Raw genomic sequence first — 12,576 nt, forward strand, 5'->3', positions numbered from 1 at the left:
GATAGGTTTGATGATGCAGAAAGTGCTGGTAACTGGCGCGAATGGCCAGTTAGCTCAGGAGTTAGTGGCTCATGCCCCAGAGTGTGAGCTGCTCGCCTTAGACCGAAAGGCCTTAGACATTAGCGATGCTGCGGCTTTGGCAGAGCAGCTAGATGCTAGTGCTCCCGATGTCATTATTAATGCCGCCGCCTATACGGCGGTGGACCGTGCAGAGTCCGAGCCTGAGTTAGCTCAGCAAGTGAACGCAGAGGGCGCTGGAAATCTAGCCCGAGCCTGCGCCAGTCGCGGGCTAGCTCTATTACATGTGTCCACGGATTTTGTCTTCGACGGCCGTGCCAGTAAACCCTATCTACCCAGTGCTCCTACGGCACCCCTGGGTGCTTACGGCGCCAGTAAATTAGCAGGTGAGAAGGCGGTGCTAGAAGCTTTACCGAGTGCGTTCATTTTGCGCACGGGCTGGGTTTATTCTCGTTTTGGTGGCAACTTCGTTAAAACAATGCTGCGTTTAATGACTGAGCGGGACGAGTTGTCGGTGGTCGCTGATCAGGTTGGCACCCCAACTTGGGCCGCAGGTTTGGCTCAAGCGCTGTGGGCAGCTGCTGCCAGGCCACAGCTTCAGGGTATCTATCATTGGAGCGATGCGGGTGTCTGCAGCTGGTACGATTTTGCTGTTGCGATACATGAAGAAGGGCTTGCTTGTGGCTTACTGCAAGAGCCGGTGAGGATTTACCCCATTCCTGCAAGTGATTATCCCACCCCAGCCGAGCGTCCCGCTTACAGTGTGCTAGATAAAACGGATACTTGGCTTGCGCTGGATTTACCAGGCGAACACTGGCGCGTACAGCTGCGTCACATGTTAAAACAACTGAAGGAGCAGAACATTGACTAAGTCTCTACTGGTGACCGGCGCCGCCGGCTTTATCGGTGCCAATTTTGTTCATCACTGGGCCGAGGCTCACCCCGAGGACTGCATTGTCGCTTACGATGTGCTGACCTATGCCGGCAATCGCCAGAGCATTAAAGCTTTGGAGCAGCGGCAGAACTTTCATTTTGTGCAGGCGGATATCTGCGATCAACAAAAGGTCGAGGAGACATTGCGCCAGCATAACGTTGACACCATTGTGCATTTTGCTGCGGAGAGCCATGTAGACCGCTCGATTACAGGGCCTGCGGCGTTTAGCCAGACCAATATCATTGGCACCCAAAGTTTGTTAGAAGCAGCGCGCTCAGTATGGTTGGATGGCGGCATAGACGAGCACCGTTTTCACCACGTATCCACAGACGAAGTGTATGGCTCACTGACGGCCGATGCTCCCGGTTTTTATGAGTCTCAGCGCTACGAGCCAAATTCGCCCTACTCTGCGAGCAAGGCGGCCTCAGATCATTTGGTGCGCGCTTGGCATCACACTTATGGCCTAAAGGTCAGCACGAGTAACTGCTCCAATAACTACGGCCCCTATCACTTTCCAGAAAAGCTGATACCGCTGTGCCTCACCAATATTCTGCGTGGTCGCGCGCTGCCGATCTACGGTGATGGCAGTAATATCCGCGATTGGCTCTACGTGCAAGATCACTGCCGCGGCATCGAGTTAGTTCTCCAGCAAGGTGTGGTGGGTGAGACTTACAATATCGGCGGTAATAATGAGTGGAACAACTTAGATATCGTCCATTTACTCTGTGATCTTTTGGATAGCCGTTTTGCGGAAGATAAAGAGCTAGCCTCGCGCTACCCGGATGCTCCGGGTGCTCGTGGTAAGTCGGCCCGAGAGTTGATCAAGTTTGTCGAAGACCGCGCTGGCCACGATTGGCGCTATGCGATCGACGCCGCCAAAATTTCTAATGAGCTGGGCTATTCCCCGGTGGAAACCTTTGAGACCGGCATCGCTAAGACTTTGGATTGGTATCTAGCCAATGAGGCCTGGTGGCGGCCTTTGCTGGTGGACTGAGGCCTGCTGTAGCGCTCTAGCTTTGCTCCGCCACCGCTGCCTGCGATGGCGGGTCGAGGCTGCCCAGTGTCTGGGCCTCAGCTATAGGGTGCTCACTTGCCCCCAAACGGCTGGCTGGCAGTTAATCAAACAGGGGAATGTCTTCCCAGGCCATGCCTTGGGCGTCCTTGCCGGATAGTTGCGGCGCTTCGCCTTTGGCCAGTGGCCACTCAATACCGACACTAGGGTCATTCCAGGCGAGGGAAATCTCGCTCTGGGGGTGGTAAAACGCCGTGCACTTATATTGGAAGTCGGCGTAGTCTGATAGGACATAGAAGCCGTGGGCGAAGCCGGGTGGAACCCACATCATGCTGTGGTTCGTATCGGAGAGCTCTGCGCCAAACCACTGGCCGAAGCTGGGTGAGGAGCGGCGAAGGTCCACTGCGACATCGAATACTGAGCCGGCTACCACGCGCACCAATTTACCCTGAGTTTGTTGGGTCTGGTAATGCAGGCCGCGCAGGATGCCCTTGGCCGAGCGACTGTGGTTATCCTGCACGAAGTCCAAGTCTAGGCCCGCTTCACGGAAAGTATTGGCGTTCCAGCTCTCCATAAAAAAGCCGCGCTCATCACCAAAAACTTTTGGCTGAATGAGCAAGACATCTTGCAGTGGCGTTTGCTCAATTATCATCGAAGACTATTCCCTCTTCATCCATTAGCTGCTTCAAATACAGGCCATAGCCACTTTTTTCCAGCGGCGCGGCGAGCGCCAACAGTTCATCGGCAGTGATATAGCCCATGCGGTAGGCAACTTCTTCTGGGCAGGCAATTTTTAGGCCCTGTCGCTCTTCTACTACGCGGATGTAGTTGGCGGCATCTAACAGCGAGTTGTGGGTGCCGGTATCGAGCCAAGCAGTGCCGCGGCTCATGACTTCGACTTGTAAGTCACCGCGCTGTAAGTAAGCGCGGTTAACGTCGGTAATTTCCAGCTCGCCGCGATGGGAAGGCTTGATACCCTTGGCGATCTCAATCACGTCGTTATCGTAGAAATATAGGCCGGTAACAGCGTAATGAGAGCGCGGTTTGGCTGGCTTTTCTTCGATATCAAGAGCAGTGCCGTCCTTGTCGAAGCTGACGACGCCGTAGCGCTCCGGGTCTTGCACATAATAGGCGAATACGGAGGCCCCGCTTTCGCGAGTGGCGGCGTTGCGCAGGCGTTGGGTGAAGCCGCCACCGTAGAAGATGTTGTCCCCCAGCACTAAGCTGCAGGGAGAGTTGCCAATAAACTCTTCGCCTAAAATAAAGGCCTGCGCCAGACCGTCGGGGCTGGGCTGTACGGTGTAGCTGATATTAATGCCCCACTGACTGCCGTCGCCCAGTAGATCGGAGAAAGCCGGCTGATCCCGCGGCGTGGTAATGATCAAAATATCGCGGATTCCTGCCAGCATCAGGGTGGCCAGCGGATAGTAGATCATGGGCTTGTCATACACCGGCATCAGCTGTTTGCTCACCGTGCTAGTTAGCGGGTGCAGGCGGGTGCCTGAGCCCCCGGCGAGGATAATGCCTTTGTAAGGAGTCTGGTGATTCATAAGCAAGAATATTATCGTCAAAAAAGAGGCATTATAGGCACAATGGGCTTCAACTACGATAAAAGTGCTCGATCTGTTTTATTGCACAGTTGTATAGGGCTGCCTTTTTGAAGCTCAACTGATAGAATTCCAAGCCCTTAAAGGGCTCGCGGCGCTCTTTTGCCTCGCGGCCTTCGCGTCGGCTATCGGCGCTGCGCTGCCTCCGAAACCCAGAGGACATCGCCCATCAGGCATCTTGATACAGTTTCAGCAGAGCTTGCTAGTGATGCTCAGTCAGCAAGGCCAAACGATTTTGCGCCCGATGCTGCCGCAGTGCCACAGTCGCAGCCAGATAAGCCCCTGCGGATTGCCTTGCTCGGTTACCGCAGTCAGCCCTATGGCGGTGGGCAAGGGGTCTATCTCAAATACCTCAGCAAGGCGCTGGTTGAAGCGGGCCATACGGTGGATGTTATCTCCGGGCCGCCTTACCCTCACCTTGACCCTCGGGTGCGCTTGATTTGCTTGCCGAGCCTCGACTTGTTTGTCAATGGCTTGGGCTCACTGAGGCTGCATCATCTCAAATCTCTAAGCAATATCATTGAGTGGTGCGGCAAACTGACCGGGGGCTTTTCAGAACCTTACACCTTTGGTCGGCGCGCGGTGAAATACTTGCGAGCCCACCGTCAAGATTACGACCTGGTGCACGACAACCAAAGCCTCAGTTACGGTATGTTGAAGCTTCAGGCGATGGGCATTCCGCTGGTCACGACGGTGCATCACCCGATCACCAGTGACTTGCGTATAGCACTGAATGCGGCCTCGCGCTGGTGGGAGCGGCTACTTATCCGGCGCTGGCATTCCTTTTTGAACATGCAAAAGCGTGTGGTCAAGCAGTTGCATCATGTGGTGACGGTCTCCGATTGTTCGCGGCAGGATATTGCGCGAGATTTCGGCTTACAGCCAGCCGGGATTGACTTGGTCTACAACGGTATTGATACAGCAGAATTTCGTCCACTGGCAGATATTGAGCGGCGCCCCATGCGTTTAATGGCGACTGCCTCAGCAGATGCTCCTCTCAAGGGCTTATCTTATTTGTTGCGGGCCTATGCCCTGTTGCTCAAGCGCTATCCAGAGCTTGAGTTATTGCTAGTGGGTAAGCCCCAGCCCGGCGGCAAGACCGAGCAATTATTGCAAGCGCTAAAAATCGATCAGCGGGTGCAGTTTGTCAGTGGCATTAGCACTGAGCAAATGGTGGCTTACTATGCTGAAGCCACTATTGCGGTGGTGCCTTCGGTCTATGAAGGTTTTGGCTTGCCCGCCGGTGAAGCGATGGCTTGTGGCGTGCCGGTAGTGTCGACCGATGGCGGCGCCCTACCAGAGGTTGTGGGTGATGCCGGGCTGGTGGTGGCTGCCGCTAATGTCGAGGCCTTGGTCGAAGGTATTAGCGCCTTGCTAGAAGATCCGCAGCGCCGGGCAGAGTTGTCTGTGGCGGGCCGCCAACGCATTCTTGAGAAGTTTAGTTGGGAGGTTTGCGCCCGCCAAATGACGGCTTATTACAATCGGGTATTACAGCATGCAAACGGTTAATTTTACTTACTTCCCATTGCGCCAAGGAGACGTGGTGCTGGATCTGGGCTGCGGTGAGGGACGCCATGTTATCGCCGCTTACGTGGAGGCCGAGGTGCAATCCATCGGTGTCGATTTAGCGCTGGCCGATCTGCAAACCACCCGGGATAAGTATCAGGATTTTGCCGCCCCCGACGATCCCCACAGAAGCTTTGCTCTGGCCGCAGCAACAGCTCTGGCCCTGCCTTTTGCCGATAACAGCTTTGATAAAGTAATTTGCTCAGAGGTACTGGAACACATTCCTGACTACAGTGCCGCGCTGGCCGAGATCCAGCGGGTGTTAAAGCCCGGCGGGCTGCTGTGTGTCAGCGTGCCGCGGCGCTGGCCGGAAAAGCTGTGCTGGGCATTAAGTCGCGCTTACCATCAGGTGGCGGGTGGTCACCTGCGCATCTTCCGCGCCAAGGAGCTCAGTGGGGAGATCGAGAGCTTAGGCTTTAAACGCTACCAGCGACACTGGGCCCATGCCTTGCACGCTCCTTATTGGTGGCTGCGATGCCTGTTTTGGAATAATCAGGATAACAACTTCTTAGTGCGGCACTATCATCGCTTATTGGTCTGGGATTTGATGGAGCGGCCAGCTCTGACCCGCATCCTGGAGCGCTGCTTAAATCCGCTGCTAGGTAAAAGTGTGGTGATGTATTTCCGCAAAGGGGAGGCGACATGAACGGCTTATACCTGAGCCGGGGCTTATTTCCGCAAGAGTTTTTTCAAGCCACAGCGCAATTTTTGCTGCGTGAACAGCAAGCCAGTGGCGATATTCCTTGGTTTGAGGGTGGCTATACCGACCCTTGGGATCATATCGAAGCGGCCATGGGTTTATCTATCATGGGTGAGCTCGAGGCGGCCAAGCGCGCCTATCAGTGGCTGCAGGGTTTACAGCTGGAAGATGGCAGTTGGTGGGCCGCATATCGCGGCGATGAACCCGATAATACCGAGCGCCGAGAGTCCAACTTTGTGGCCTATATAGCCACTGGCGTGTGGCACCACTACCTGATTAGTCGCGATACAGATTTTCTGCGTGATATGTGGCCCATGGTGGAGGCTGCGATTGAGTTTGTGCTGCGCCTACAGTCAGCGGAAGGTGAGATCGATTGGGCAGTGGACCATCAGGGCCAAGCTAAAGGCGACGCCTTAGTCACCGGCTGCAGCTCAATTTACAAAAGTTTGGAGTGCGCTCACAACATTGCCGTCACGCTGGAACAGCCTCGTGCTCAGTGGTTGGATGCGCGGCAGGCCCTGGGTCGCGCCTTGCGGCATAAACCGGAGCGCTTTGATCGCACCTGGGAAAGTAAGGCGCGCTTTTCCATGGATTGGTTTTATCCCGTACTGTCCGGTGCAATTAGTGGTGCGCAGGCCCGTGCGCGTTTGGCTGAGCGCTGGGATGAGTTCGTAGAGCCTGGCTTGGGCTGTCGCTGTGTGGCAGATGAGCCCTGGGTCACGGTGGCGGAGTCCTGTGAGCTGGTCATGGCGCTGTTAGCGGCCGGCGACCGCGCTCGAGCGGTGGAGGTCTACAGTTGGTTGCATCAATGGCGCGAGCCCGACGGCAGTTACTGGACCGGCTACCAAATGGTGGAGGACCTGCTGTGGCCCGATGAAAAACCGACGTGGACCGCTGCTGCGATTTTATTGGCCGCTGATGCGCTGACCGAGCACAGTGCCGCTTCGCATCTGTTCTCTCGGGTTGAGTTGTTAGAAGCACCTGCTACTACAGGGCAGCGCCGCCAGCAAAAAGTGGAGTGATTGATCTCCCGGGGCGCTCTATAAGCGACGCAGTACACCGAGGGTATTGACCCGCTCAAGCTCTTCAAACAAACCTGATTGCAGAGCCATCTGGTAAATTGCCCAGGGCGCTTGCCCGCCCTTGTGCGGATCGGGGAACAGGTCGTGGACGGCGAGAATAGCACCTTGCATCAGGTGGGCGCTCCAGCAGCGATAGTCGCAGAGCGCTGCGTCGAGGCTGTGTCCGCCATCAATAAATACCATAGCTAGGGGCGTGCACCACTGCCTTGCGACAACGGCAGAGCTGCTGACTAGCGGCACTACCGTATCATCGAGATTGGCAGCGCGAATATTATTGCGAAATTCGCGCAGCGTATCGACCAGCCCTAGGCTGGAGTCGAACAAATCTGGGTCGTGAAACATTTCACCTGCTTGGTGTTCCTCTGAGCCGCGGTGATGGTCTAGGGCATAGACGGTGCCGTTGTGCTCGCGGCAAGCTAAGCCCAAGTAAATAGTTGATTTCCCACAGTAACTACCCACCTCTAATACAGGGCCATTGGCACTGGCTTGGAGAGCGTAACGGTAGAGCGCGAGCGCTTCATCGTCAGCCAGAAAGCCTTTAATTTGATCAATATTCGCGGGAAGCTTGGGGATCATGTCGATCGCTCGGAACAGTAAAAGCACGCGAAGTTAGCGCTTTTACAGCTCACTGGCAAGCAGCGCTAGGCGATAGCCGTGATATCATGAGCGCCAATTTACACAGTGGTCAGCTCGGCCACTGTCAGTTGCCATAGCTCGAAGGATACCGCCATGAAACTGACTATGCCCCGCTTTGATCAGGCCAGCGTACTGGTACTGGGGGACATTATGCTGGACCGCTACTGGCAGGGTGCCACCTCGCGTATTTCGCCAGAGGCGCCAGTGCCCGTGGTGCGGGTTGATCAAATCACCGACCGTCCCGGTGGCGCTGGCAATGTGGCGCTCAATATTGCAGCACTGGGGGTGGAGGCAACACTCGGTGGCTTTACCGGCCAAGATGAAATGGCCGACGCCTTACAGGATATGCTGGAAGGCGCTGGCGTGAAGTGCGTTTTCGAGCGTTTGGCAGATGTTCCTACCATCACCAAGCTGCGGGTGATCAGCCGTCAGCAGCAATTGATTCGCTTGGACTTTGAGGAAAAGAGTTTTGTCGGCGCCGCCCACAGCCTACTCGATAAAGCCGCGGATCTGCTGCCTGGTTGCGGTGCATTGGTGCTCTCTGACTACGCCAAGGGTGCATTAGCAGAGCCGCAGGTGTTGATCTCAGCAGCTCGTGCCGCGGGGGTGCCAGTTTTGGTCGACCCCAAGGGCACTGACTTTGGCCGCTATCGCGGAGCGACTTTGCTGACGCCTAATCTGCCAGAGTTTGAGGCAGTGGTGGGGCATTGCGACAGCGAATTGGCGCTAGTTGAGGCAGGTGAAAAGTTGATGGAAGAGCTGGAGCTTGAGGCTCTGCTCATCACCCGCGGCGAACACGGTATGACATTGCTGCGCCGGGGTTGCGACGAATTGCATCTGCCCGCTCGCGCCCGCGAAGTATTCGATGTGACCGGCGCGGGCGATACAGTGATCGCAGTACTGGCTGCGGCAGTGGCCGGTGGTGCCGAACTGCCCGAAGCGGTGGTGCTGGCCAATATGGCTGCCAGCCTGGTAGTAGCGAAGCTCGGTACGGCCTCGGTCAGTGGGCCAGAGTTGCGCCGTGCAATACAGGCCGATCAGGGTTCGGAGCGCGGTGCACTGACCCTTGATCAGCTGGAAACCGTGGTGGCTGATGCCAAAGCTCAGGGCGAGCGTGTGGTTTTTACCAACGGCTGTTTCGATATTATTCACGCCGGTCATGTGTCCTATTTGGAACAGGCTCGGGAGCTGGGTGACCGCTTGGTAGTGGCCGTCAATAGCGATGCATCAGTGCGCAAGCTCAAAGGCAAGGGTCGACCGATTAACCCACAGGATCGGCGCATGGCAGTCCTTGCCGGCCTAGAGTCAGTGGATTGGGTAGTGTGTTTCGACGATGACACGCCCCGGGACTTGCTGCGGGTGCTGCGACCTGACGTTCTGGTGAAAGGCGGCGACTACGATAAGGAAGGCGTGGTTGGTTGGGAAATTGTAGAGGGCTATGGCGGCCGGGTACAGGTGCTGGGCTTTGTTGACAACGTCTCGACCACGGCGATTGTTGAGCGTATTCAAAGTGGTGAAGGCCAGCCTGAATAGGGCTGGTTTATAGTCGATAAAGCTTTTTGCTTCAGCCCGTCACCCGGCGGGCTGCGGCGACGTTGGCTTTTAGATGGGCTGGGGTAATGGTGCCAATGATAGCTGCCGACACAGCCGGGTTATTAAACAGCAGCTCCATGCTGGCCTGAATAGGATCTTCAATATTCTGCACTAGGTGACCGCTGGCTAGCGCCTTTTTAATTAGCGCGCCTTTGCCAAGGTCTGCGCACTCTTGCAATACCGGTAGCTCATCCTGGTAAGCGAGGTTGTGGGTTAGCATAACGACATCGCTCTGTTGAGCGGCAGCAATGCCTCCGGCCACTGTTTTAGTCGACATGCCAAAGGCGCGAATGCTGCCTTTTTTCTTCAGTTCAGCTAGTGCCTCCAAGGTGCCTTGGTTGTGGATAATATCTAGGTCATTGCCGTCGCTGTGCACCAAGACTATATCAATCACCTCGCAGCGCAGTCGCTCTAAGCTGCGCACAATTGAGCGCTGTACATGTTCTGGCGAGAAGTCGAAATGCGATACACCCTGCTCAAACTCTTCCCCGACCTTAGAGCAGATCAGCCAGTCTTGACGCTGCCCGGCGAGTAGCTTGCCTAAGCGCTGCTCACTATTGCCATAGGCGGGTGCCGTATCGATTAAGTTGATGCCAAGATCTCGCGCTAGCGCTAGCAAGTCTCGCGCCTCGCGATCATCCGGTATGCGAAACTCAGTGGGGTATTTGACGCCCTGATCGCGGCCTAATTTCACGGTGCCTAAGCCGATGGCGCTGATTTGCATTCCGGTGTTGCCTAGTGGGCGGAGCCAAGTCATTGAAATAGAGTGTCCCAGTAGGTGGCGGCCAGCGCTGGCCGGCCTAGAAAGTTTAGTTGAGTCAGTTCGGGAGAGGGGCCCGGCGTGATGCCATCGGCGAGCAGTGCCTTGTCAATCGCGCTGCCTAAATTAGGTGTCAGGGTGAGCTTAGTCGGCCAGCCGACTAAGGCATTATCGACGCCGGCGACGGGGCCGAGGAAGGCCTCGTCGGGTTTCAATAGGCGTGATTGTCGCGGTTCTGCTCGGTCTAGGCGCAGTGTACGCCATTCACAGTGGCCCAAGTCGAGCCATGGCAGCAGCTCTTTCAATTCACGCTGGGCCTTTAGAATTAATTCCTCCGACGGTGTGTCGGTGTTGTTCGTTGCCAGATCACCACCTAAATACCACAGCGGCTCACCCGTTTGAGTTGTGTGGCTCGATATCGTCAGTCGGGGTGAGGGGTTGGCGCCGCTGCAGTGGGCGTAAAAGGGCCCAGGGTATTCGTGTTTGACCAGCACTTGCTGCAGCGGTCTGCGCTGCATAGCAGGGCTGCTAGCGCCGAGCTGTTGGATCAAGGCTTCGTTGCCGGCACCGGCGGTGAGCAGTAATTTTTTCGGTTCTAGCTTGAGCCCCTCCCACTGTAAGTAGGCTTGGGCATTGTCGCAGCCCAGTTGGCAGTGCTCCCAGTCGATACTAAAAATAGCTTCACTGTGCCGCTCGGCCAATGTTTTTACTAGAGAGGGCACATCCAGCACTAAATCAGCCAAGCGATACACCTGCCCCTTAAACTGTTTAGAACTTAAGGGCTCGGGATAGTCAGGTCGTTCGAGTTTCTCGACACGGCCGCGCAACATTTTGCTGGCAAAGAAGGATGAGACCCTTGATTGCAGAGAGGCATTGGACCAGAGGTAAAAATTTTCACTCAGTACACGGCACTCTCTAAGATCAACCGGGCCTTCACCTCTGAGACAGGAGCGCCACAATGCCGGCATTTCAGAGATAGCTTCTGAGCCACTATTTAAGGCGCCGCCCAAGGCGTATTTAATGCCGCCATGAATCATTCCCTGAGAGGCAATAGTTTGATTAGAGCCCAGGGCTTGCTGCTCGAATAACACGGCGCTATAGCCTTGGTTACGCAGCTGGTTCAGGGCCCACAGGCCGGCGATACCGCCGCCGATGATGGCGATATCTACGCTCAAGCTTGGGATTGTCATAGTGTGGCCTGTGGTTGCATGGGGCTCATTATAGCGCTTCGCCACAAGGCTTGTAATCGTCAGCCTCAGTCCTCTGTGGCAGCATAAACTCGAAGATAGAGTGCTGCTGAGCGCCGCTGCCGCTAGTCATCGCTGGTCGCGCCCGTTATCCTCGGCGTTTTATTGCCAACAAAAGTGAATCCCGCCATGCGCCAGCTGTACAGCTTGGTTTTTTATTGTCTGATGCCATTGATCCTGTTGCGTATGCTGTGGCGCTCGCGCTTAGCACCGGCCTATCGCCAGCGCTTACTCGAGCGCTTAGGGTTTTTTGCGGCGCCCTCGGACTCGCGGCCAGTGATCTGGGTACACGCCGTGTCGGTGGGTGAGACAATTGCTGCCGCCCCGCTTGTTGAACAAATACTGCAGCGTTATCCCGAGTATTGTGTGGTGCTAAGCACCACCACACCCACCGGTTCGGAGCGGGTCCGGGCGCTGTTTGGTGAGCGGGTGTTTCACGTCTACGCCCCCTGGGATTTGCCAGGGGCCGTGCGTCGTTTTATGGCGCGAATCAAGCCCCAGTTACTGCTGATAATGGAAACCGAGTTGTGGCCGAATATGTTGCATGCCGCTAGTCGTCGACAGTGTCGGGTGTTGCTCGCCAATGCTCGATTATCGGAGCGTTCGGCTAAGGGCTATGCCAAGGTCGGTCGTCTGACACGGGACATGCTGGGCAAGCTCGATAGCGTTGCCTGCCAAGCCCAGGAGGATGGCGAGCGCCTGGTAGCGCTCGGTTTGCCACGCGACAAGCTGCATATCACGGGCAGTATTAAGTTTGATCTCAGCCTAGATGAGGCACTGCGGGCAGAGTCAGCGGAGTTGCGCCAACAGCTAGGCAGTGCACGGCGACCGGTTTTGGTGGCGGCCAGTACTCACCCGGGTGAGGATGAGCAGCTACTGGCGGCCTTTAGTCAGGTTAAAGAGCGCTATAGCGACTGTTTGCTAGTGTTGGTGCCTCGCCATCCGGAGCGCTTTGATAGCGTTTATGGGCTCTGTGAGCAGGCTGGCTGGGTATTGGCGCGGCGCTCCTCGGGGCGCGCGCCCGCAGCCGAGGTGGACATCTTGCTAGGCGATACCATGGGCGAGCTCTTGTTGCTGTTAAGTAGCGCGACGGTCGCAGTGATAGGCGGCAGTTTAGTCGAGCATGGCGGGCATAATGTATTGGAGGCTTCTGTTTGGGGGGTGCCGGTGGTGACAGGGCCGTACATGTTCAACTTTGAAGAGATCAGTGCCCTGCTAGTGGCCGCCGGTGGGATGCGGCGCTTGTCGGATAGTGAGGAGCTGGCCCCCTGTCTAATCCACTTATTGGGCGACGCAGAGCAGCGTGCTGCGATGGCAGCGGCAGGTTTGCGTGTGCTTGAAGCTAATCGCGGAGCGAAGCAGCGTTTACTGGAGTTGTTAGATGAGCAGTTACAGCCCCCGATGGGGGCTGTAAGCTGAGC

General features: G+C 56.2%; 12 protein-coding genes. 7 read left to right on the plus strand and 5 right to left on the minus strand.

Translation table 11 applies throughout. The features are described from left to right. Window positions 1–10 precede the first annotated feature (10 nt). Window positions 11–889, plus strand: a complete 879-nt coding sequence (gene rfbD / locus H2508_RS12060) for a dTDP-4-dehydrorhamnose reductase (RefSeq protein WP_182173985.1) — start codon at window positions 11–13, stop codon at window positions 887–889. Next, window positions 882–1,946: a dTDP-glucose 4,6-dehydratase gene (gene rfbB / locus H2508_RS12065; protein ID WP_182173987.1), complete on the plus strand. Its 1,065-nt coding sequence runs from the start codon at window positions 882–884 to the stop codon at window positions 1,944–1,946. The genes rfbD and rfbB overlap by 8 nt, the downstream gene beginning before the upstream one ends. A gap of 121 nt (window positions 1,947–2,067) precedes the next feature. Here rfbB and rfbC read toward each other — a convergent pair whose 3' ends face one another. Both rfbC and rfbA read right to left on the minus strand, forming a co-directional pair. After that, window positions 2,068–2,616: a dTDP-4-dehydrorhamnose 3,5-epimerase gene (rfbC, locus tag H2508_RS12070; protein WP_182173990.1), complete on the minus strand. Its 549-nt coding sequence runs from the start codon at window positions 2,614–2,616 to the stop codon at window positions 2,068–2,070. Further along, window positions 2,606–3,514 carry a glucose-1-phosphate thymidylyltransferase RfbA gene (rfbA, locus tag H2508_RS12075; RefSeq protein WP_182173993.1) on the minus strand — a complete coding sequence of 303 codons (909 nt, stop codon included), beginning with the start codon at window positions 3,512–3,514 and terminating at the stop codon, window positions 2,606–2,608. Before rfbA ends, rfbC begins: the two co-directional genes overlap by 11 nt. A 312-nt stretch (window positions 3,515–3,826) precedes the next feature. Here rfbA and H2508_RS12080 point away from each other — a divergent pair, with 312 nt between their 5' ends. Genes H2508_RS12080 through H2508_RS12090 form a run of 3 tightly spaced genes read left to right on the plus strand, consistent with a single transcriptional unit; the run spans window position 3,827 to window position 6,859 of the window. After that, window positions 3,827–5,080, plus strand: a complete 1,254-nt coding sequence (locus H2508_RS12080; RefSeq protein WP_182173996.1) for a glycosyltransferase family 4 protein — start codon at window positions 3,827–3,829, stop codon at window positions 5,078–5,080. Next, window positions 5,067–5,783 carry a class I SAM-dependent methyltransferase gene (locus H2508_RS12085; RefSeq protein WP_182173999.1) on the plus strand — a complete coding sequence of 239 codons (717 nt, stop codon included), beginning with the start codon at window positions 5,067–5,069 and terminating at the stop codon, window positions 5,781–5,783. Before H2508_RS12080 ends, H2508_RS12085 begins: the two co-directional genes overlap by 14 nt. Continuing rightward, window positions 5,780–6,859, plus strand: coding sequence for a prenyltransferase/squalene oxidase repeat-containing protein (locus tag H2508_RS12090; protein WP_182174002.1), 1,080 nt, complete (start codon window positions 5,780–5,782; stop codon window positions 6,857–6,859). Before H2508_RS12085 ends, H2508_RS12090 begins: the two co-directional genes overlap by 4 nt. A gap of 18 nt (window positions 6,860–6,877) precedes the next feature. Here the strand turns inward: H2508_RS12090 and H2508_RS12095 are convergent, their stop codons facing one another. Beyond that, window positions 6,878–7,495 (minus strand): class I SAM-dependent methyltransferase, encoded by a 618-nt coding sequence (locus tag H2508_RS12095; RefSeq protein WP_182174005.1) that lies wholly within the window; start codon window positions 7,493–7,495, stop codon window positions 6,878–6,880. A 153-nt stretch (window positions 7,496–7,648) separates the two neighbouring features. On the opposite strand from H2508_RS12095, the gene hldE reads away from it, so the two are divergent. Continuing rightward, window positions 7,649–9,088 (plus strand): bifunctional D-glycero-beta-D-manno-heptose-7-phosphate kinase/D-glycero-beta-D-manno-heptose 1-phosphate adenylyltransferase HldE, encoded by a 1,440-nt coding sequence (hldE, locus tag H2508_RS12100; RefSeq protein WP_182174008.1) that lies wholly within the window; start codon window positions 7,649–7,651, stop codon window positions 9,086–9,088. 31 nt (window positions 9,089–9,119) lie between these two features. Here the strand turns inward: hldE and H2508_RS12105 are convergent, their stop codons facing one another. Continuing rightward, on the minus strand, window positions 9,120–9,905 hold the full coding sequence (locus tag H2508_RS12105; RefSeq protein ID WP_182174011.1) for an aldo/keto reductase: 786 nt from the start codon (window positions 9,903–9,905) through the stop codon (window positions 9,120–9,122). Continuing rightward, on the minus strand, window positions 9,902–11,098 hold the full coding sequence (locus H2508_RS12110; RefSeq protein WP_182174014.1) for an FAD-dependent oxidoreductase: 1,197 nt from the start codon (window positions 11,096–11,098) through the stop codon (window positions 9,902–9,904). Before H2508_RS12110 ends, H2508_RS12105 begins: the two co-directional genes overlap by 4 nt. 186 nt (window positions 11,099–11,284) lie before the next feature. Here H2508_RS12110 and waaA point away from each other — a divergent pair, with 186 nt between their 5' ends. After that, window positions 11,285–12,574, plus strand: a complete 1,290-nt coding sequence (gene waaA, locus H2508_RS12115; RefSeq protein ID WP_182174017.1) for a lipid IV(A) 3-deoxy-D-manno-octulosonic acid transferase — start codon at window positions 11,285–11,287, stop codon at window positions 12,572–12,574. Window positions 12,575–12,576: the final 2 nt, after the last annotated feature.

This window comes from Sediminihaliea albiluteola, from assembly GCF_014077625.1.
Classification (GTDB): Bacteria; Pseudomonadota; Gammaproteobacteria; order Pseudomonadales; family Halieaceae; genus Sediminihaliea; species Sediminihaliea albiluteola.

Excerpts from the sequence above, each read along its gene's own strand:
- rfbD (WP_182173985.1), top strand. The coding sequence starts at position 11 with ATGATGCAGAAAGTGCTGGTAACTGGCGCGAATGGCCAGTTAGCTCAG.
- rfbC (WP_182173990.1), bottom strand. The coding sequence starts at position 2,616 with ATGATAATTGAGCAAACGCCACTGCAAGATGTCTTGCTCATTCAGCCA.
- rfbA (WP_182173993.1), bottom strand. The coding sequence starts at position 3,514 with ATGAATCACCAGACTCCTTACAAAGGCATTATCCTCGCCGGGGGCTCA.
- H2508_RS12085 (WP_182173999.1), top strand. The coding sequence starts at position 5,067 with ATGCAAACGGTTAATTTTACTTACTTCCCATTGCGCCAAGGAGACGTG.
- H2508_RS12090 (WP_182174002.1), top strand. The coding sequence starts at position 5,780 with ATGAACGGCTTATACCTGAGCCGGGGCTTATTTCCGCAAGAGTTTTTT.
- H2508_RS12095 (WP_182174005.1), bottom strand. The coding sequence starts at position 7,495 with ATGATCCCCAAGCTTCCCGCGAATATTGATCAAATTAAAGGCTTTCTG.
- hldE (WP_182174008.1), top strand. The coding sequence starts at position 7,649 with ATGAAACTGACTATGCCCCGCTTTGATCAGGCCAGCGTACTGGTACTG.
- H2508_RS12105 (WP_182174011.1), bottom strand. The coding sequence starts at position 9,905 with ATGACTTGGCTCCGCCCACTAGGCAACACCGGAATGCAAATCAGCGCC.
- H2508_RS12110 (WP_182174014.1), bottom strand. The coding sequence starts at position 11,098 with ATGACAATCCCAAGCTTGAGCGTAGATATCGCCATCATCGGCGGCGGT.
- waaA (WP_182174017.1), top strand. The coding sequence starts at position 11,285 with ATGCGCCAGCTGTACAGCTTGGTTTTTTATTGTCTGATGCCATTGATC.